Source organism: Roseomonas sp. CCTCC AB2023176, from assembly GCF_042259275.1.
GTDB lineage: Bacteria > Pseudomonadota > Alphaproteobacteria > Acetobacterales > Acetobacteraceae > Roseomonas.
Map to the genome: position 1 here is coordinate 4,511,770 of NZ_CP170086.1, position 17,576 is coordinate 4,529,345.

General features: G+C 73.8%; 22 protein-coding genes. 8 read left to right on the plus strand and 14 right to left on the minus strand.

Annotation, left to right across the window (positions count from 1 at the left end):
- Nucleotides 1-170: 170 nt before the first annotated feature.
- The 7 genes from ACE7GA_RS22605 to ACE7GA_RS22635 are packed head-to-tail and all read right to left on the minus strand — an operon-like array spanning nt 171 to nt 4,899.
- Nucleotides 171-1,679 carry an ATP-binding protein gene (locus ACE7GA_RS22605; RefSeq protein WP_376091906.1) on the minus strand — a complete coding sequence of 503 codons (1,509 nt, stop codon included), beginning with the start codon at nt 1,677-1,679 and terminating at the stop codon, nt 171-173.
- 8 nt (nt 1,680-1,687) lie between these two features.
- A complete protein-coding gene (locus ACE7GA_RS22610) occupies nt 1,688-2,737 on the minus strand; it encodes a flagellar biosynthesis protein FlhB (RefSeq protein ID WP_376091909.1) in 1,050 nt (349 codons plus the stop codon).
- A 3-nt stretch (nt 2,738-2,740) separates the two neighbouring features.
- Complete coding sequence (locus ACE7GA_RS22615) at nt 2,741-3,517, minus strand: flagellar biosynthetic protein FliR (RefSeq protein ID WP_376091912.1); 777 nt, start codon at nt 3,515-3,517, stop codon at nt 2,741-2,743.
- Nucleotides 3,514-3,789: a flagellar biosynthetic protein FliQ gene (locus ACE7GA_RS22620; protein WP_376091915.1), complete on the minus strand. Its 276-nt coding sequence runs from the start codon at nt 3,787-3,789 to the stop codon at nt 3,514-3,516. The genes ACE7GA_RS22615 and ACE7GA_RS22620 overlap by 4 nt, the downstream gene beginning before the upstream one ends.
- 1 nt (nt 3,790) lies before the next feature.
- Nucleotides 3,791-4,078: a flagellar hook-basal body complex protein FliE gene (locus ACE7GA_RS22625; protein ID WP_376091918.1), complete on the minus strand. Its 288-nt coding sequence runs from the start codon at nt 4,076-4,078 to the stop codon at nt 3,791-3,793.
- Entirely contained in the window at nt 4,078-4,485 is a 408-nt protein-coding gene (flgC, locus tag ACE7GA_RS22630; protein ID WP_376091921.1) for a flagellar basal body rod protein FlgC, read from the minus strand. The genes ACE7GA_RS22625 and flgC overlap by 1 nt, the downstream gene beginning before the upstream one ends.
- A gap of 18 nt (nt 4,486-4,503) precedes the next feature.
- The gene (locus ACE7GA_RS22635) at nt 4,504-4,899 is read right to left on the minus strand and encodes a flagellar basal body protein (protein WP_376091924.1); all 396 of its coding nucleotides are present in this window, start codon (nt 4,897-4,899) and stop codon (nt 4,504-4,506) included.
- Nucleotides 4,900-5,019: 120 nt separating this feature from the next.
- Between ACE7GA_RS22635 and ACE7GA_RS22640 the strand changes: the two genes are divergently transcribed.
- The 4 genes from ACE7GA_RS22640 to ACE7GA_RS22655 are packed head-to-tail and all read left to right on the plus strand — an operon-like array spanning nt 5,020 to nt 6,770.
- Nucleotides 5,020-5,262: a hypothetical protein gene (locus tag ACE7GA_RS22640; protein WP_376091927.1), complete on the plus strand. Its 243-nt coding sequence runs from the start codon at nt 5,020-5,022 to the stop codon at nt 5,260-5,262.
- Nucleotides 5,259-5,513, plus strand: a complete 255-nt coding sequence (locus ACE7GA_RS22645) for a hypothetical protein (protein WP_376091930.1) — start codon at nt 5,259-5,261, stop codon at nt 5,511-5,513. Before ACE7GA_RS22640 ends, ACE7GA_RS22645 begins: the two co-directional genes overlap by 4 nt.
- A gap of 23 nt (nt 5,514-5,536) precedes the next feature.
- Entirely contained in the window at nt 5,537-6,262 is a 726-nt protein-coding gene (gene fliP, locus ACE7GA_RS22650) for a flagellar type III secretion system pore protein FliP (RefSeq protein WP_376091933.1), read from the plus strand.
- A gap of 43 nt (nt 6,263-6,305) precedes the next feature.
- Nucleotides 6,306-6,770, plus strand: coding sequence for an NUDIX hydrolase (locus ACE7GA_RS22655; RefSeq protein WP_376091936.1), 465 nt, complete (start codon nt 6,306-6,308; stop codon nt 6,768-6,770).
- A 50-nt stretch (nt 6,771-6,820) separates the two neighbouring features.
- On the opposite strand, the gene speE is transcribed toward ACE7GA_RS22655, so the two are convergent.
- The 7 genes from speE to ACE7GA_RS22690 form a co-directional block, all read right to left on the minus strand.
- Entirely contained in the window at nt 6,821-7,687 is an 867-nt protein-coding gene (speE, locus tag ACE7GA_RS22660) for a polyamine aminopropyltransferase (protein ID WP_376091939.1), read from the minus strand.
- Between the two features lie 101 nt (nt 7,688-7,788).
- Nucleotides 7,789-8,238, minus strand: a complete 450-nt coding sequence (gene speD / locus ACE7GA_RS22665; RefSeq protein WP_376091942.1) for an adenosylmethionine decarboxylase — start codon at nt 8,236-8,238, stop codon at nt 7,789-7,791.
- 801 nt (nt 8,239-9,039) lie between these two features.
- Complete coding sequence (locus ACE7GA_RS22670; protein ID WP_376091945.1) at nt 9,040-10,707, minus strand: hypothetical protein; 1,668 nt, start codon at nt 10,705-10,707, stop codon at nt 9,040-9,042.
- A 688-nt stretch (nt 10,708-11,395) separates the two neighbouring features.
- Entirely contained in the window at nt 11,396-12,061 is a 666-nt protein-coding gene (locus ACE7GA_RS22675; RefSeq protein ID WP_376091948.1) for a MotE family protein, read from the minus strand.
- Nucleotides 12,058-12,453 carry a DUF6468 domain-containing protein gene (locus ACE7GA_RS22680; RefSeq protein ID WP_376091951.1) on the minus strand — a complete coding sequence of 132 codons (396 nt, stop codon included), beginning with the start codon at nt 12,451-12,453 and terminating at the stop codon, nt 12,058-12,060. Before ACE7GA_RS22680 ends, ACE7GA_RS22675 begins: the two co-directional genes overlap by 4 nt.
- Nucleotides 12,450-13,415, minus strand: a complete 966-nt coding sequence (fliM, locus tag ACE7GA_RS22685) for a flagellar motor switch protein FliM (protein WP_376091954.1) — start codon at nt 13,413-13,415, stop codon at nt 12,450-12,452. The genes ACE7GA_RS22680 and fliM overlap by 4 nt, the downstream gene beginning before the upstream one ends.
- Complete coding sequence (locus ACE7GA_RS22690) at nt 13,412-13,912, minus strand: flagellar basal body-associated FliL family protein (protein ID WP_376091957.1); 501 nt, start codon at nt 13,910-13,912, stop codon at nt 13,412-13,414. The genes fliM and ACE7GA_RS22690 overlap by 4 nt, the downstream gene beginning before the upstream one ends.
- 203 nt (nt 13,913-14,115) lie before the next feature.
- On the opposite strand from ACE7GA_RS22690, the gene ACE7GA_RS22695 reads away from it, so the two are divergent.
- From ACE7GA_RS22695 to flgH, 4 genes are all read left to right on the plus strand, one after another.
- A complete protein-coding gene (locus ACE7GA_RS22695; protein WP_376091960.1) occupies nt 14,116-14,859 on the plus strand; it encodes a flagellar hook-basal body complex protein in 744 nt (247 codons plus the stop codon).
- 179 nt (nt 14,860-15,038) lie between these two features.
- Complete coding sequence (gene flgG / locus ACE7GA_RS22700) at nt 15,039-15,824, plus strand: flagellar basal-body rod protein FlgG (RefSeq protein ID WP_376091963.1); 786 nt, start codon at nt 15,039-15,041, stop codon at nt 15,822-15,824.
- A gap of 5 nt (nt 15,825-15,829) precedes the next feature.
- On the plus strand, nt 15,830-16,786 hold the full coding sequence (flgA, locus tag ACE7GA_RS22705) for a flagellar basal body P-ring formation chaperone FlgA (RefSeq protein ID WP_376100482.1): 957 nt from the start codon (nt 15,830-15,832) through the stop codon (nt 16,784-16,786).
- 2 nt (nt 16,787-16,788) lie between these two features.
- Nucleotides 16,789-17,523: a flagellar basal body L-ring protein FlgH gene (flgH, locus tag ACE7GA_RS22710; protein ID WP_376091966.1), complete on the plus strand. Its 735-nt coding sequence runs from the start codon at nt 16,789-16,791 to the stop codon at nt 17,521-17,523.
- Nucleotides 17,524-17,576 lie beyond the last annotated feature (53 nt).

Sequence of the window (17,576 nt, forward strand, 5' to 3'; positions counted from 1 at the left end):
CAACCGGCGGTCGTGGAAATGGGACGATCATGCCCGCTCCTCACGATCCTGTGAAGCCGTCTGCAACCCCCGATTCAAGGCCCGAAACAGACGGCTCGACGAGGGTCGGAACGGCAATGTTCATATTGTGTTCACGGCCTGCGAAGCAAGCGAAAACGCCCTGAAACGTCTCAGCCCGGACCTGAAATCGCGGCGAGAAGCTCGGCGGTCCGGTAGGGCTTCGCGAGAAAGGCGATGCCCTCCGCCGGCAGGTCCGCGCCGAGGGTCGCGGGGGCATAGCCGCTGGAGAGGATGACCCGCAGGCCGGGGCAGATGCCCCGCGCGGCACGGGCGAGCGAGAGGCCGTCCAGGCCGGGGAGCGTGACGTCGGACAGGAGAAGGTCGGGGACGAGGCCGCCGGCGAGGAGGTCCAGCGCGTCCTCCGCGTCGGCGGCGTCGGTGACGTCGTGGCCGGCCGCGGCGAGCGAGGCGGCGGAGAGGCGGCGGAGGAGCGGTTCGTCCTCGACGAGGAGGATCCGGAGCGAAGCGGGTACGGGGTTCGTCGCGACAAGTGCGGGCGGTTCCTCGCCCTCGTGCCGCGGGAGGTGGATGCGAAAGCACGCCCCCGGCCCGCCCGTCGGGTCGATTTGGAGCACGCCGCCGGACTGGCGGACGATGCCGTGCACGGTGGCGAGGCCGAGGCCCGTCCCGCCGGCGCCGGCCTTCGTGGAGAAGAAGGGCTCGACGACCCGCGCGAGGTCGGCGGGGGCGATCCCGGGGCCGGTGTCGGAGACAGTGAGGATGGTCCAGCGACCGGGCGGAAGCGGATCGGGCGTGCCCGGTTCCTCCCGCAGCGCGACCTTGTGGCCGGTGCGGATGGTGACGGTGCCGCGGCCGGCCATGGCGTCGCGTGCGTTCACGGCGAGGTTCAGCAGGACCTGGTCGAACTGGACCGGGTCCACGCGGATGCGCCGTCCGGGCGCGCCGGGGCTCAGGTCGAGCGCGATCCCCGGGCCCAGCATGCTGCGCAGGAGGCTGACCGTGCCGGAGACCGCGGGGTCCAGCTCGATCACCTTCGGCGCCAGCACCTGGCGCCGGGCCACCGCGAGGAGCCGGGCGGCAAGGGCCGCCCCGCGCGCTGCGGCATCCTGCGCCGGGGCGAGGGCCGGGGCGGCGCCGGGTGCGACGCGGCGCGCTGCATCGAGCGCGCCGAGGATGATGCCCAGCAGGTTGTTCACGTCGTGCGCGACGCCGCCGGCGAGCTGGCCGAGACCACGGAGCCGTTCCGCCTCCTCGTCGCGATCTGGCGCGGGCGGCTGGAGGAAGGCGACGCGGTCGCCCGCCGGCAGGCCGGCGAGGCTCAGCCGGAACGCCGCGGCCGCGGCGGGGTGAGCGAGCAGCACGTCGGCCCCCGAGCGGAGGCCGGCCAGGCATTCGAACACGTCCGGTGCCGGCGCGGCGAGGAGGGAGAGGAAGCGAGCGCCGGGACGGGGCCGGGCATGCGGCGCCACCGCATCCAGCAGCGCGGCGTTCGCGAGCCGGATGGCGCCATCGCCGCCGAGAAGCGCGGCCGCCACGGGAAGGGCGTTCAGCAGCGCCGCGGCATCGTCGGTCCCCCCCCGCGCGCGGCGGCGGAGGAGGGCGGGGCGGGGCGGCGGATCCACGCGGCGCAGCATAGCGGTCCAGGTCGGCGCGCGCACGGCTGGCGTCAGGGTGAGCCGGCCGGGCGACGGCGCCAGACGAAGGCGATGATCTCGGCCACGGCCTGGTAGTGGTCAGGCGGGATCTCCGTCCCGAGTTCCAGGCGGAACAGGGCGCGCGCGAGAGGCGGGTTGGACACCAGCGGAACGCCGGCGTCCCGCGCGGCTTCACGAATGCGGCCGGCGACTTCGTCCGCGCCCTTCGCGACGATGCGCGGCGCGGCGGCGGCCCCGTCCTCGTAGGCGAGGGCGACGGCGTAGTGGGTCGGGTTGGTGATGACCACCGCAGCGCGGGGCACGGCCGCCATCATCCGGGACTTCGCGCGGGAACGACGGAGCGCGGCGAGACGGCCCTTGAGCTGCGGATCGCCGTCGGTGTCTCGCAGTTCCTCCTTCATCTCCTGCCGGCTCATGCGCAGCTGCCGGAGGTGGCGGAAGCGGACCCAGAGCAGGTCGAGCGCGGCGATGCCGGCGAAGGCGGCGAGGGTCGCCGCGAGGAGGGCCGAGGCACGATCGCCGACGAAGCGGAGCAGCCCCGCCGCGTCGAGCTGCGCCACGGTCGAGAGGCGTTCGGTGCCGGACAGGACGGGCCAGACCGCCGCCCCGACCGCGGCGATCTTGAGGAGGGTCTTGAGGAACTCCAACAGGCCGTCCGGGCCGAAGAGGCGCTTCAGGCCGGCGGCGGGCGAAAGCCGAGAGAGGCGGGGCATCAGGCCTTTGGACGAGATCAGGCCGCGGGTCTGGGCGAGCGTTGCGGCGGCGAAGCCGAGCGCGGCCGCGGCCGCGACGGCGAGCCCCAGGGCGAGCCCGGGGCGAGGGCCGACCAGGCGACCTCGGGCGAAAGGTCGTGGGCACCGGCGAGGAGGTCGCGTAGGCCCCGCAGCGTGGGTCCCGAGGCCGAAGCGCCGAGACCCAGGACGAGGCTTGCCAGGAGGAGGGCGGCGAAACCGGAGGCCTCGCGCGAGGGGGACCTGACCGTCCTCGCGGGCCTTGTCGAGGCGCCGCTGGGTCGGAGCCTCCGTGCGGTCCTCCTGGTCCTGATCGGCATCGCCCGCCACGGGTCAGCGCAGCCCCGGGAGGGCAGACCAGCCGGCGCGCAGGTCGCCGGCGAAGAGCGGCAGGAGGAGCGGCGCCAGCAGGGCGAGCAGCGCGAAGGCCACGAGGACCTGGGCAGGCGCGCCGAGGACGAAGACCGGAACCTGCGGCGCGACGCGCGATACCAGGGCGAGGGCGAGGTTCAACAGCACCGCCGCGACGACGAAGGGGCCGGCGAGACGCAGCGCGAGCGAGAGGCAGGCGCCGCCGGCGGCCGCGATCTCCTCGGCCGCCGCGCCCGCCGGCCAGGGTGCCCCGGGGGGCATGAGCGCGTAGGACTCGACCAGCGCGCGCAAGGGCAGGGCGTAGAGGCCGCTCGACAGGACGAGGAGTGCGGCCGCAAGGCTGCCGAGGCGGCCGAGCGCCGTCGCGCCGGAACCGAGGGCCGGATCGGGGACGAGGACGTTCGCGAGGCCGAGGAGGCCGCCCGCGGTCTGGAGGGCCAGCGCCAGCGCCGTCGCGAGGAGGCGCGCGAGGCTGGCGAGCCAGAGGCCGGTCAGGACCTCGAGCGCGACGAGGCGCACGGCGTCCGCCGCCGCGTCGGGGACATTGGGCAGGGCCGGGGCAAGCACGGGGAACACTGCGGCGACGATCGCGAGGGCAACCCCGAGGCGGAGCGGTGCGGGGATCTCGGCCTCGCCGAGTCCGGGGACGAGCATCGCGGCCGCGCCGATCCGGGCGAGCAGGAGGGCGGCGCGGAAGGCGGCATCCGGGAGCCCGGCGAGGAGCTCGGCCTCCGTCACGGGAGGCCGCCGACGGCGACGATGCGGTCCATCAGGACGACAGTCCAGCCGCGCAGCGCCCCGAGCATGAAGGGACCGAGGAGCAGCATCGCCCCACCGGTCACGGCGAGCTTCGGGAGGAAGGCGAGCGAGGCCTCCTGAATCTGTGTCAGCGCCTGAACGATCGAAACGGCGAGCCCGACGAACAGCAGCGCGAGCAGGATGGGGGCGCCGACCTGCGTCGCGACCCAGAGGGCGTCGCGCACGGACGCGCCGATGAGGTCGCCGTCCATCCTAGATCGGCATCCGCATGATGTCCTGATAGGCCGATACGACGCGGTCGCGCACGGCGACCGCGGTCTGCAGCGCGGTCTCGGCGCGGCTGATGGCGAGCACCGCATCGGTGACGCCGGTGCCGTCCACGAGCGAGCGGGTGCTGGCGGCATCGGCGCCGCGCGCCGCGTCCACGGCACCTTCGACGGCGCGACGCAGGGTCGCACCGAACTCGGCGCCGCCGGGGGCGGCTGCGGCGCCCGTGCCCCGATAGGCCGCGACGGCGGCCGCCCCGATCGCGGTCGGCATCAGCGCAGGGCCTCGATGGTGCGGGCGAGCATGCCGCGCGTGGTCTCCAGCACGGACAGGTTGGCGCCGTAGCTGCGCTGCGCCTCGCGCATGTCCATGACCTCGACGAGCGAGTCGACGTTCGGGGTGCGGACGTAGCCCTGCGCGTCCGCGGCGGGGTGGGACGGCTCGTAGCGGCGCGGGAACTCGCCCGGCGCCTCGCCGACGCGCGAGACGCCGACCGTCCGGGTCCCTGCAGCGCGGTCCAGGCGTTCGGAGAAGGTGACGGTTCGGCGCCGGTAGGGATCGGCGCCCGGCGCCCCGCCCGTGCTGTCCCGGTTCGCCAGGTTCTCGGCCACGACGCGCAGGCGCGTGGATTGCGCGGCCATGCCGGCCGCGGAGATCCGGAGAGCCTTCTCGAGTTCCATCCGTCCCCTCCCCTGTCCTCAGCCGCCGCGGCCCAGCGCCGTGCGGATCATGCCCGTCCAGCGCCGGTGCAGGGCGGTGGCGAAGGCGTGGGCGCTGTCGGTCTCGGCGATTTTCAGCGCCTGCTCGTCGAGGGAGACGGCGTTGCCGTCCGGCGCGCTCTCGGCACCGCGGCGCGCGGCGCTACCGGGCAGGGTGGCCGATGCCAGGTGAGCCGCGTGGGTGCGGACGACGGCCCCGGCCGCGGCGCCGCGGCGGAGCATCGCCACGAAGGGATGCAGGTCCCTCGGCCGGAAGCCCGGCGTGTCCGCGTTAGCGATGTTCCCCGCCAGTACGGCCTGGCGGCAATCGAGCCAGCGCATGCGGGATTCCGCCAGCGCGATGGGATCGGCCGTCCTGGCCGCAATCTCGTTCATGCCGCTCCGTTTGCGCCGGAACGGATGAAGGGGGGGTTAACGCCAGAGGCCACGGGTCGCCCGCAGCCGCCGCGCGCGCGTCAGGAAGCGGTTAACCCTCTCCGGCGCAGGATCGGGACCATGACGCACACACCGCAGGATGCGGTCCGCGCCGCGGCGAAGAGCCTCGGCGGCGTGGTGACCGTCGCCGAGGGCCTGGCAGGGGCCGGGCGCAGCCTCGACCTGGACGGGCTGGAACGGGAAGCGGCCGCGCTCTGCGGTGCCGCCCTGATGCTTCCCGAGGAGGATGGGCGTGCCATCCGGCCCGACCTGGCGCTACTGCTCGCACAGGTCGATTCCCTCATCGTGCGGCTGCGGCGGTGACCATGGCCGATGCGTCGCAATGGATCTGGGCAGCGGCGGCCCTGGCGGGGACCCTGCTCGCCATGCACCTCGCCGGGCGGCTGGCCCGGCGGCGGCTCGGCCTTTCGGTGGGCGGCAGCGCGCGTCGCGTCGCCGTGGTCGAGGTCACGCCGATCGATCCGCGACGCCGGGCAGTCCTGCTGCGGGTGGACGGGCGGGAGGCGCTCGTCGTGACGGGCGGCAACGCGGACCTGCTGGTGGGCTGGCTGTGAACGGCACGCTGCGCTCGCACGTGATGGCGGCCCTCGCGGGCGCGGCGGTCGTCGCGGTCCCGGCCGCCGGGCTGGCGCAGTCCGTGTCGGTGGACCTCGGGGCTGGCGGCGGTGGGGCGACGGCGCGACTGGTCCAGCTGACCGCGCTGATCGGGCTGATCTCGCTCGCGCCGTCGCTCCTCGTCATGGCGACGGCCTTCGGGCGGATCGTCGTCGCCCTGTCGCTGCTTCGGACCGCGATCGGCGCGCCGGGCATTCCGCCGAACCCGGTGCTGATCGGTCTCGCGCTGTTCCTCACCTTCTTCGTGATGCAGCCCACGCTGGAAGCGTCCTGGACCGCCGGCATCCAGCCGATGATGGAGGGGCGCCTGAGCGAGATGGCGGGGCTTGAAGCCGCCGCGGAGCCGTTCCGGCGCTTCATGGTCGCGAATGCGCGCGATGCCGACCTCGCGCTGTTCCACGACCTCGCGGGCATTCCGGCCAGCGTCGATGCGGGGACGACGCCCTGGCGCGTGCTCGTTCCCGCCTTCATGGTCAGCGAGCTCAAGCGCGGGTTCGAGATCGGGTTCCTGCTGTTCCTGCCCTTCCTTGTGATCGACCTCGTCGCCGCGAGCGTACTGATGTCGCTGGGCATGATGATGCTGCCGCCGAGCGTCGTGGCCCTGCCCTTCAAGATCATTTTCTTCGTGCTTGTGGACGGGTGGCGGCTGGTGGCGGGAAGCCTCGTCCAGGGCTTCGCGGCGGGGTGAAGCCGGCGCCGGCCCGCGGCGTTGGGGCGGCATGGCGCGGCGGGTGACCTGTGGCGTGGTGGTGACGGACGGGGCGCGGCTGCTGATCGGGCAGGCCGCGCGCTCGCCGCTCTGGGACCTGCCGAAGGGCATGGCGGAGGCCGGCGAGGAGGAGGGCGACGCCGCCCTTCGGGAACTGCGCGAGGAAACGGGGCTGGAGCCGCCCCGCGGGGCGCTGGTGGCGCTGGGTCGCTTTGACTACCTGCCGGCCAAGGACCTGTCGTTGTTTCTTTGGCGGGTCGAGGCCATGCCCGACCCGGCCTCGCTGCGCTGCACCACCTACTTCTACGCGGGGGGTCGGCGCGTGCCGGAGATACTTCGGTTCGATACCCCGCCCTGGGATGTCGCGGCGAACCGCCTCGGCCGGAACATGCAGCGGGTCCTCGCGGGACTTCGCGGCGAGGCTCTCCGGGCGGACGTCACGGCCGCCGCGTCCCCGCGCCCCCAATCCGCCGACAATCCTCCGTAGAGGGCGGCAGCCAAACGGGGGCCGGTGGAGCGCGGCGGCCGAAACGGGCGCTACGTGCGGGGCAGGTGCTCCGCGATGTAGGGCGGCAGGTGGAAGGCGGCCGCGTGGATCTCCGGAGTCCAGTAGCGCGTCCTGCCGACGACGCCGGCGGCCTCGGCGCGCCGGGCGATCTCGGCGGACGGCAGCGTCCGCAGGGAAGCGTCCTTCGCGGCCCAGCCGAGGGTCATGTAGCCGCCCACATAGGTGGGGACGGCGGCGACGTAGGCCCAGACGTCGGCGAAGGATTTCGCACGGCGGATGGAGGTCTCGCGCAATTCGTCCGCCTGCATTGCGGGCACGCCGCACTGGTTCACGATCAAGCCGCGATCCGAGAGGAGCCGGGCGGAGCTGGCGTAGAACTCGTCGGTGAAGAGGACCTCGCCGACGCCGATCGGATCCGTGCTGTCCACGATGATGGCGTCGAAGGAGCCGGCCTCGGCTTCCCGCACGTAGTGGATGCCGTCGCCGACGATGACCTGCGCGCGCGGGTCGTGCCAGGCGTCGCCGGCGATGCCCGGCAGGTGCTCCTTCGCGAGGCGGATGACATCCCCGTCGATCTCGACCATCACGGCCCGCTCGACGTTGCGGTGCTGCAGGACGCGGCGGAGGACACCGCCGTCGCCCGCGCCGATGATCAGCACGCGGCGCGCGTCGCCATGCGCCAGCAGCGGCACGTGCGTCAGCATCTCCTGGTAGACGAACTCGTCGGCTTCCGTGATCTGCACGACGCCGTCGAGCAGCATGACGCGGCCGTGGGTGAAGGACTCGAAAATCATGATGTCCTGGAAGTCGCTCTTCACCCGCGCCAGTTCGCGCTTCACGCGGAAGCGCTGGCCCCAGTCGGGGTAAAGCGTCTCGTTCACCCAGGAATCGGTCATCAGAGCCTCCGCCGAGTAAGGTCCCGCATGGAAAGGGGGCGGACCCTGCGGCCCGCCCCCTTATCCGATCCGCCGCCGCGGTGTCCCGCGGCGATCGTATGTCAGGCCTGCATGCCCCGACGGTGCTCGGCGAGCTGCACGCGCTCGGCCAGGAAGCCGCGCTTCAGGATGGGAAGCGCCTTGTACGGGTCGCAGGCGCCGCAGACGAAGATGTCCAGCGCGGCGTAGGCCTTCTCGGGCCAGGTGTGGATCGAGACGTGGCTTTCCGCCAGGACCAGCACGCCGGACACGCCGCCGTTCGGCTGGAAGTGATGGAAGTGGCCGTGCAGGATCGTCGCACCCGTCTCGATCGCGGCCTCGCGCAGCACGTCGTCGATGTGCGCGGGGTCGTCGAGGTTGGTGGCGCCCCAGAGGTCGATGATGAGGTGCGTGCCGGCGAAGCGGATGCCGTTCTTCTCGACGAAGTAATCCTTCGCCTCCTCACTGTGCTCTGCAGCGCCAGTCAGGCCGAAGTCAGCGACAAGATCCCGCGGCGCAACAAGAGCGTCCATCGAAGAGGCCCCCTTCCGAGAAGCAGAGAGGCGGTTGATCGCGGGATTGCGACCAGCCGCCGTCGGAAGCGCGATATGGCCCAAGCCCCCCCCCCTCGCAAGAGAAAATCCAGGGTACCGCCAAAAAAATTCCCGCCCCTCCCCCCGGGTCTCCGGCGGGTCACCGCGAAACTGTCGCGGCGGTCCGGAACGCCTCCAGCCCTTTCGGGAATGTCCGGAAAAGGTCCAGTTCGTGGGGAAGGCGCGGCAGGTCGGCGAGGCCGCGGACCGGATCGGCGGTGAGCACGTCGAAGGCGGCGGCGAGCGGACCTTCGCCCAGGCGGCCCGACCAGCGTGCGCGATAGGTGGCGGAGCGGGCGGCATCGCCGGCCAGGGCGGCGTAGGCAGCGGCGCGGACGGCGAAGCGCGGGACGTCCGCGCCAGGCTCCTCGGCGGCTTCGGCCGATACCTCCGCCGCGGCGCTCCATTCCCCGCGCTCGGCGAGGAGCGCGGCAAGCGGCGTGCGTCCCGCGGCACCGAGGTCGCGGAGCGCCGCGATGGCAGCGCTGGCCTCGCCGGTCCGCGCGAGCGCCTGGGCGTGCAGGAGGCGCCGGCGCAGGCGGAGATCGTCTGGAAGATCGAGTGCCTCCGTCGCCGCGAGGGCGCCGAGGGCGCCGGAGGCGTCGTCAGCAGCAAGCTGGTGCGTGGCAAGCGCGGCCCCGGCGACCGGGCGGGAGGCCGCGTCCGCGCGCTCGAGGCCGCGGCGCGCGACGGCCACTGCGCGGGCCGGCAGGTCGAGCGCCGCGAGCCGGTCGGCAAGCTTCAGGAGGGTCTCCGTCCCGCGCGAGCCGCGCGGCAGAAGGTCGGCATGCGTCTCGACGAGGGCGATGGCAGCCAGCGGCGCCTCCCGGGCGAGCAGCGCGACGAGGGCGTCCTGCTGGCCCTGGCGGATCGCCTCCACCCGGTCGGGGAAGAGGGCCGCGGTCTCCTCGAGGAGGCCGAAGGCGGCGCGCGGATCGCCGGCCTCGCGGCGCAGCTCGGCGAGGCGCAGGCGGAGGTCGGCCTCGCGCGCATCGCCCCGCCAGGCGTAGAGCGCCGCTTCGAGCGCGGCGGCGGCGGCCGCCGGATCGAGCGCGCCGCCCGCGAGGCGCAGGTCGACCGCCGCGCGGATGGCGCGGGCGCGGAGCAGCCTGTCGCGGCCCTCAGTGAGGTGGTCGTAGAGGCGGAGTGCTTCCCCGCCACGGCCCTCCGCGGCCGCGAGCTGTGCCGGGCGAGATCGAGGGATGCGTCGTCCCGGCGCGAGTCGAGCAGGCGCGAGGCGGCGGCGCGCTCGCCGCCCGCGACCAGCGCTTCCGCGGCGAGCGGCAGGAGCCGCGCGCGGAGCGGCTCGGGGTAGGAGAGCAGCAGAGGCATCGTCGCAGCGATCGCGGTCGCGCCGCCCTCATCCCGCGCGGCGCGTGCGAGGCCGGACCAGAGCGCGGCCTCATCGGTCGCGCCGCCGTCGAGCAGCGGACCGGCCTCGGCGGTCCGGCCGCCAAGGAAGGCGGCCGCGGCGTGGAGTGCGGCGGCGCGCGGGTCGGAGGCAGCGCGCGGATCCTCGGAGAAGGCGAGGCGAATCATGGCCTGGGCTTCCTGCGCGAGGCCGAGGGCGAGCAGGGTTTCGGCGGCGTCGCGGCGCAGGCCAAGGCGGCCGAGGGGCGGCGCTTCGCCGATGCTGGCGTTCAGGCTCCGCAGGCGCTGCGTGGCGGCGGCCGGGTCCAGGCGCGGAAAATCGAAGGTGCGGGTCAGGAGTGTCTCGGCACCGCTCGCGGCGGGCAGCGAGACGCCGAGGAGCGTGAAGCGGTCCGCGCCGGGGCGCAGCGCCAGCGTATCGCCGCGGGCGAGGACGGCGACGCCGAGCATCGTCGGCAGGATTTCGGCCTGTGGCGCGCGCAGCGAGGCGGGCGTCGCGGCGCCGGGCTCGGTGAGGGTGCCGAGGAGCAGCGGCAGGCCGGTCTCGGGATCCGTGATCGGCACAATGCGGCCTGGGGACGGCGCGTGGAGGAGCGCGGCCGGGCCATCGGGCATGGCGACGATGGAGCGCCCCGGCGTGGCGGAATGGGCGGCGGTGAGGGTCCAGCCTGCCGCCTCGCGCCGGGCGCGCAGCGCGGCCGGCGGGGCGAGGGGGATGCGGAGGACCGTCGCCTCCGGCAGGAGCCGGACCTCGGTGCCGCCGAAGACGGGGTCGGCGCGGAGCGGCGCCGCGTCGAGCGGGAGCGGCGCGTCGGCGACCACGAGGATCGCCTCCCCTCGGCGAAGGATGACGAGGCCCGTGCCGGGTGGCGCGGGCAGGAGCAGGGCCGGGCCGTCCTCCGTCCGGAGCGCCCGGAGCGACCCGGCACCCGGGGACCCGGCTGGCCGGTCGTGGATGCGACCGGAAGCCGTGGCCGGGGCGGGCGCCGCGTTGGCGGCTGGCGCCGCCGGATCGCGCCCGCCCTGCGCCGGGGCCACGGGGGCGGCAGGATCTTCCGGGGCCGCCGGGGAGGGCGCCCGCTGCGGGGCCGCGTTGGCTGATCGCGGCGACGCTTCACCGGGCGTGATCGGCCCGCGCGGCTCGCCGCCGGACGGGCGTCGATCCGCGGTGGCCCCCGGCATGGCCCGCGCCGGCGTGGCGGGCGTCCTGCGCGGGTCGGCGGCCGGATCGCCCGGCGCGGGGCGCGTCGGGGCCGGGGGCGAAGGTTAGCCCGGCGGGGCGTCTCGGGCCCGGCAGCTGCCGGCCGCCGGGACATGTCCGGGACGTTCGCGGCCGGCGCCGGCTCGGCGCGCGGGGCCGGAGGGGCCGATCCAAGATCCGGCGACACGCTGGCCGGGGCTCCGGGATCCAGAACGTCCACGACGACGCGGCTGCCGAGCCGATAGTGGCGGGGTCGGGCCCCGGGGCGGAGCGAAAGGACGGCCTCGCCACCCTCAATGGACAGGGTGGCGACGTTTCGAGGCGCCCGCCGCGGGGCGGGCGGCAGGACGTCGTCCGGCGCGAAGCGGATCCGCAGCGTGCGCCCGTCGGCTTCGACGAGGTAGGGGTGGTCCGGCGCGGGAAGATCGAAGACCACGCGTCCATGCGCGGGGTGGTCGCCGGTGCGCAGCCCGATCTCCGCCGCGGCGGCCGGCCAGGCAAACAGGGTGGCCAGCAGGAAGCGCCTCATCGGGGGACCTCCGCGCCGGCGCGGTGGCGGGACAGTTCGGCGGTCAGGGATCGCGCGCGGTCGGGGCGCATGGCGCCGAGGATCGGCGCCGCCTTCGCCTCCCGCATGCGGGCGACGATGCCGACGAGGACGGGCAGTTCCAGGTCGTCGAAGACGGCGGCGGCATCGCGCGGGCGCATGGTTTCGTAGGTCCGGACGAGGCCGCGCCAGCCCGTCTCCTCCCGCTCGGCGCGCGCGCGATCGGCGGCTTCGAGGCGGGCCTGGAGTGCGGCCAGGTCGTCCAGCCGCGCGGTCAGGCGGCGCTCGGCGGCGGCGAAGACGGCTTCGCGGGCGGCAAGCGCCGCCTCGCGCGCCTCGATCTCCGCGCGGCGGGCGCGGAGGGCGGTGAGGATCTCGCGCTCGGCCGCCTCGGCTGGGGAAGGCGGCGGATCCGACGGGGCGGGCGGCGTCGCGTTCGACGGGGCCGTGCGGCGGGACTCGGCCGCCGCGGCGGGCGGCGCGGTGCTGGTGCCTGAGGATGCCGGGCCGGCCGACGGCGTTCCGGGCGACGCTGCGCGGGCGGGCGGCGCGGCGGCGCGCCATAGCAGGTCAGCCTTCACGACCGCGACGGCAAGCGTCGCGGCGGCGAGGACGGGGAAAAGGCGCGGACGGCGAAGCCTCACCGGGCGCGCTCCAGCGCGAGCAGCAAATCGCGTTCGGCCCGGCTGGCAAGCGCCGGCGGTGCCGCGGCGCGCCCGCGGGCGACGGCCGCTTCCAGCCGGTCCGCCAGGGGCTCGGCGCGCTCGAGCAGGAAGCGAAGGTCCTGGCGCAACGACTCCGCCGCGGCGATCCGGGTGGCGAGCGCCGCCTCGGTCGCGCCGCCGGCAGCGCGGAGGCGTTCGAGCGCTGCCTCGGCGTCCCGGACGGAAGCGGCGAGCGCCTCGGCGGCGCCCGAAAGCGCGGCGGGGTCGCGACGCAGCGCGGCGACGCCGTGCGCGACCCGGAGCAGCAGCGGGAGGGCCGCCGCGAGAAGCAGCAGCAGCGTGCCCTGCGCGATCCATTCGAGCGTCGTCATGCCGTCGCCTCCGCGGGCCGTTGCTTCAGGTCGGTCTCGATCCGCACGGCGAGCGCGCTGCGACGCCGGCCGAGCGTTCCCTCGAAGAGCGGCACGTCGCCGCAGCGCAACCGCACCGGCGAGTCCGCGCCCGCCATGAGGGTGATGCGGTCCCCGGGCTTCAGGCCGATCACGGCCGAGAGCGGGAGCGGCTGGTCGTCCAGGACGACGTCGAGGGACACGTCGGTCTGCAGCAGCTCCTCGGCCAGATGCGTCTCCCAGATGGAGTCGCGGCCGAACTTCTCGCCCATGAATTGCTGGATGAGGAGTTCGCGGACGGGCTCGAGCGTGGCGTAGGGCAGCAGCAGCTCCACCCGTCCGCCGCGGTCCTCCATCTCGACGCGCAGCTTCACGAGCACGGCGGCGTTGGAAAGGCGGGAGATCGCGGCGAAGCGGGCGTTCACCTCCAGGCGCTCGAAGGCGAAGGAGACGGGGCAAAGCGGCTCGAAGGCGGCGGAGAGGTCGCCGAGGATCACGTCCACCAACCGCTCGACGAGTTTCCGTTCGATGCTGGTGTAGGCGCGCCCCTCGACCCGCATCGCCGCCGTGCCGCGGCGCCCGCCCAGCAGTACGTCCACGACGGAGTAGATCATCGCGGAATCCACCACGAGGAGACCGTAGTTGTCCCACTCCCGCGCCTTGACGACGCCGATCATCGCGCCCTGCGGCAGGGCGCCGAGGTAGTCGCCGAAGCGGAGGGAGACGATGCCGTCGATCTGCACCTCGACATTGTCGGAGGTGAAGTTCCGCAGCGTCGTGGACATGAGGCGCACGAGGCGGTCGAAGACGATCTCGAGCATCGGCAGGCGCTCGTAGGAGACGAGGCCGCTGCTGATGATCCGCTCGATGCCGTCATTGCCGGCGGGAAGGTCGCCGAGGAGGGCGTTGATCTCCTCGGGGTCGAGGAGGGGTTCGTCGCTCACTGGACCACGATCTCGGTGAACAGCACGTCCAGGACGCGCACGGGGTGGAGGGCGATGTTGGCCCGTGCGCGCAGTTCCTCCCGCAGGCGGTGCGTGCCGGGCGAGCCGCGCAACTCCTCCGGCCGCATTTCCCGCAGGTAGGTCTGGAAGAGGTCGAGCAGGCGGGGCTGGGCAGCCTGGACGGCCGCCGCGTCCTCGGCGCGCGCGATCTCCAGCTTCGCCCTGAGGCGGATGAAGGTCGGACGCCGGCCCGGGACGTTCAGGTTCGTCAGGATCTCAGGCAGGTCGTGGAAGGCGGGCGGGCGCGGCGCGGTGTCGGTTGCCCGTGCCGGCGCCGGGGCGTGCATTCCGAGCAGGCCGGGCAGGACACCGGTAAACCACAGCCCCGCGCCCGCGCCGCCCAGCAGCATGGGCAGCGCGAGAAGGACGATCTTGGCTTTGCCGCCCTTCTTGGCCGGGACCTCAGCCGGGCCGTTCGCCGCCGCCGCACTCGCCATGGGACATCCTGCCTGCGGGGCTCCGCCGCGGCCCCTGGCCCGGATCATTGCCAGCCGCGGTTAACGGGGCCTTACAGCGGGGGGCGTGGCGCGCCTCCAGGCGGCAAATCCTGCCGTGCAGCCGGCAGATCCGGTGCCGACCGGCCCCCTCGTGGCCTGGCACGGGGGTTGCGCTCCGGGGTGGCACCGAAGCGGAGGTCGCCTTGGACAATCCGGGATACATCGCCCTCTCCCGCCTCGTCGCGCAGAACCGCGCGACGGCGGTGCTGGCGCACAACATGGCGAACGCGGAGACGCCGGGCTTCCGCGCCTCCCGCCCCGTCTTCGCCGAGCACCTGGACCGGCAGCGCAACGCGGAGGCGCCGCGCGGCGGGCGCGACCTGCACATGGCCTGGGACCGCGCGACCTGGCGCGACGCGACACCGGGCGCGGTGCAGACGACGGGCAATCCGCTGGACATCGCGATCTCCGGCGAAGGCTTCTTCGCGGTGGAGACGCCGCGAGGCGAGCGCTTCACGCGCGCCGGGCGCTTCTCGCTCGGGCCGGAGGGCACGGTCGTTGACACGGAGGGGAACACCCTGCTCGACACGCGTGGCAACCCGCTGCGCGTGGCCGCGGGCGACACGCGGCTGACGGTCCGCGGCGACGGAACACTCTCGAGCGAGAACGGGGAGATCGGGCGCATCCGCGTGGTGCGCTTCGGCGACCCGCAGCGGCTGGTGGCGGAGGGCGACCGCGTCTTCGCGGCGCCAGGGCAGGCCGCGGAAGCGATCGAACGTCCGGCGCTGGTTCAGGGCGCGCTGGAGGGCAGCAACGTCCGCCCCGTGCTGGAGATGACGCGGCTGACGGCGGAACTGCGCGACTTCCAGTTCGTCGCGCAGATGGTGGAGCGCGAGGGCGAGCGGATCGGCGCCGCGGTCGAGCGCATCCTGCGGAAGCGGAGTTGAGTCGCGTGAGGACGAAGGGGAACCGCTGACGATGCGCGCGCTCTGGACCGCCCGCCCGCATGATCGAGAGCAGTGCCGGCGGTCGCCGGTGAGGGGACACTGACAATGCGCGCGCTCTGGACCGCCGGCCCGCATGATCGAGAGCAGTGCCGGCGGTCGCCGGTGAGGGGACACTGACGATGCGCGCGCTCTGGACCGCCGGCACGGGCATGATGGCCCAGCAGACCAATGTGGAGGTGATCTCCAACAACATCGCGAACATGAGCACGACGGGGTACAAGCGCCGTCGCGCCGAGTTTCAGGACCTGATCTACCAGAACCTGCGGCGCGTGGGGTCGCAATCCTCCGACACCGGGACGACGCTGCCGCAGGGGGCGCAGGTCGGGCTGGGGGTGCGGACCGCGGCGGTGTACCGCATCCATGAGCAGGGATCGCTGCAGCAGACGGAGAACCGCTTCGACCTGGCGATCCGGGGCAACGGCTTCTTCACGGTCACGCTGCCCTCTGGGGAGACGGCCTATACGCGCGACGGCACCTTCGGTCTCTCGCCGGAAGGGGTGATCGTGACGGCGGAGGGCTATCCGGTGTCGCCGGGCATCACGATCCCGGCGAATGCGCGGGACGTGACGATCAACGCGAACGGCGAGGTCCAGGCGAAGCTCGACGGGCAGACGAACCCGCAGACCGTGGGGCAGTTGCAGCTGTCCATCTTCGCGAACGAGGGCGGGCTGGAGGCGATCGGCGACAACCTGCTGCTGGCGACGCCGTCCTCCGGCGCGGCGCAGCAAGGGGCGCCGGGATCGCCTGGCTTCGGCAACGTCATGCAGGGCTTCGTCGAGACGTCGAACGTGAACGTCGTGCAGGAGATCACGAGCCTGATCACGGCGCAGCGCGCCTACGAGATGAACTCGAAGGTCATCACGGCGAGCGACGAGATGCTCTCCACCCTGTCGCGGATGCGGTGACGGCGATGCGCTGGCTGTTCCTCTTCGTGCTCCTCGCGGCGCCATCCCGGGCGGACGTCGCGCCCCTCGCGCGGCAGGATCTCGCCGTGCTGCGTCCGCACGCGGTGGTGGAGGATGCCGTCATCCGCCTCTCCGACCTCTTCGACGATGCGGGGCAGAACGCCGCGCGCGTCATCGGCCCCGCCCCCGCGCCAGGACGGCGCGTGGTGGTGGAGCCGGCGCAACTCCTCGCCATCGCGCGCCAGAACGGCGTGGCGTGGCGGCCGCTCACAGGAAGTGACGCGGTGGTGGTGGAACGCCCAGGACGGGCGATCCAGCGCGAGGAGGTCGTGGACCTGCTGCGGGCCGACCTGGTGCGGCTGGGCGTGGACGCGGGGGCGGAACTGGAACTGCCGGGCTTCCAGCCGCCGATGGTGCCGATCGCGTCCTTCGCGCAGCTGGCGCTGGAACAGCCGTCCTACGACGTCGCGACGAACCGTTTCGCGGCCACGCTCGTCGTGGTGGCGGAGGGGATGCCGACGCTGCGGGTGCGGGTGGCCGGGCGGGCCGTGGCGACCGCGGCGGTCGTGGTAGCCACGCGGAGGCTGGCGTTGGGCGAGACGGTGCGGCCGGGCGACGTGCGCGTGGTTCGGCAGCGGGTGGAGCGGGTGCGGCCGGGGCTCGCGACGGATGCGGGGCAGGTCGTGGGGCTGGCGCTGCGTCGTCCCGTGGCGGAGGGGCTGCCCTTCGCACTGGCGGACCTCTCGGCACCGGCGGTTATCGAGAAGAACGGGAGCGTGCTATTGGTGCTGGAAGGTCCGGGTCTCACGCTGACGGCGCAGGGACGGGCGATGGAAGCCGCCGCGCTGGGGGCAGTGGTGCCGGTGATGAACCTGTCCTCGCGGCAGGTGGTCGAGGGACGCGCGGTGGCGCCGGGGCGGGTGGTCGTCGCGATGGGTTCCGTGCCCGTCGGGGGGCGCTGACGATGCGTGTCGCCATCCTGCTGCTGCCGCTGGCGTTATCGGCCTGCGGGTCGGTGGAGCGGCTGTCCCGGGTCGGACGCGCGCCGGAGATGGCGCCGATCGCCGACCCGACGCGTCAACCTGACTACCGGCCCGTGTCGATGCCGATGCCAGCGGCGCAGGACGCGCGGACGCTTTCGGCCAATTCCCTGTGGCGACCGGGGAGCCGGACCTTCCTTCGAGACCAGCGCGCCGCTTCGGTCGGGGACCTTGTCACTGTGCTGGTTTCCATCCGGGACCAGGCGGAACTGCAGAACACGACGGAACGGTCGCGCGACAATAGCGAGCAGTTGGGGATTCCCCGCATCCTTGGCCTCGACTCGTCCTATGCGCGGTTTTTTCCGCAAGGCTTCGATCCGTCACGGATGCTGCAGGCCAATTCGCAGAACTCGTCCAACGGCGCGGGGACGATCAAGCGGAACGAAGCGGTGACGATGCGGGTCGCGGCGACGGTGACGCAGGTTCTGCCGAACGGAAACCTCGTGGTCGCGGGGCGGCAGCAGGTCCGGGTCAACTTCGAGATGCGGGACCTGCAACTGGCCGGCATCATTCGGCCGCAGGACATCGGGAGCGACAACACGGTGCAGCACGACCGCCTGGCGGAGGCGCGGATCACCTATGGCGGCCGCGGCACGATCAGCGACGTGCAGCAGCCCCGCTACGGTCAGCAGATCCTGGACGCCGTGCTGCCGTTCTGACAGGGGCTGGCGCGCCGGGCGGCCGCGCCGCACGCTGTCCCTCCAGAACGGAG

Excerpts from the sequence above, each read along its gene's own strand:
- ACE7GA_RS22690 (WP_376091957.1), bottom strand. The coding sequence starts at position 13,912 with ATGGCGAGTGCGGCGGCGGCGAACGGCCCGGCTGAGGTCCCGGCCAAG.
- flgH (WP_376091966.1), top strand. The coding sequence starts at position 16,789 with ATGCGTGTCGCCATCCTGCTGCTGCCGCTGGCGTTATCGGCCTGCGGG.
- speD (WP_376091942.1), bottom strand. The coding sequence starts at position 8,238 with ATGGACGCTCTTGTTGCGCCGCGGGATCTTGTCGCTGACTTCGGCCTG.
- ACE7GA_RS22625 (WP_376091918.1), bottom strand. The coding sequence starts at position 4,078 with ATGCCGACCGCGATCGGGGCGGCCGCCGTCGCGGCCTATCGGGGCACG.
- flgA (WP_376100482.1), top strand. The coding sequence starts at position 15,830 with ATGCGCTGGCTGTTCCTCTTCGTGCTCCTCGCGGCGCCATCCCGGGCG.
- ACE7GA_RS22680 (WP_376091951.1), bottom strand. The coding sequence starts at position 12,453 with ATGACGACGCTCGAATGGATCGCGCAGGGCACGCTGCTGCTGCTTCTC.
- speE (WP_376091939.1), bottom strand. The coding sequence starts at position 7,687 with ATGACCGATTCCTGGGTGAACGAGACGCTTTACCCCGACTGGGGCCAG.
- flgC (WP_376091921.1), bottom strand. The coding sequence starts at position 4,485 with ATGGAACTCGAGAAGGCTCTCCGGATCTCCGCGGCCGGCATGGCCGCG.
- ACE7GA_RS22620 (WP_376091915.1), bottom strand. The coding sequence starts at position 3,789 with ATGGACGGCGACCTCATCGGCGCGTCCGTGCGCGACGCCCTCTGGGTC.
- ACE7GA_RS22640 (WP_376091927.1), top strand. The coding sequence starts at position 5,020 with ATGACGCACACACCGCAGGATGCGGTCCGCGCCGCGGCGAAGAGCCTC.
- ACE7GA_RS22635 (WP_376091924.1), bottom strand. The coding sequence starts at position 4,899 with ATGAACGAGATTGCGGCCAGGACGGCCGATCCCATCGCGCTGGCGGAA.
- fliP (WP_376091933.1), top strand. The coding sequence starts at position 5,537 with ATGGCGGCCCTCGCGGGCGCGGCGGTCGTCGCGGTCCCGGCCGCCGGG.
- flgG (WP_376091963.1), top strand. The coding sequence starts at position 15,039 with ATGCGCGCGCTCTGGACCGCCGGCACGGGCATGATGGCCCAGCAGACC.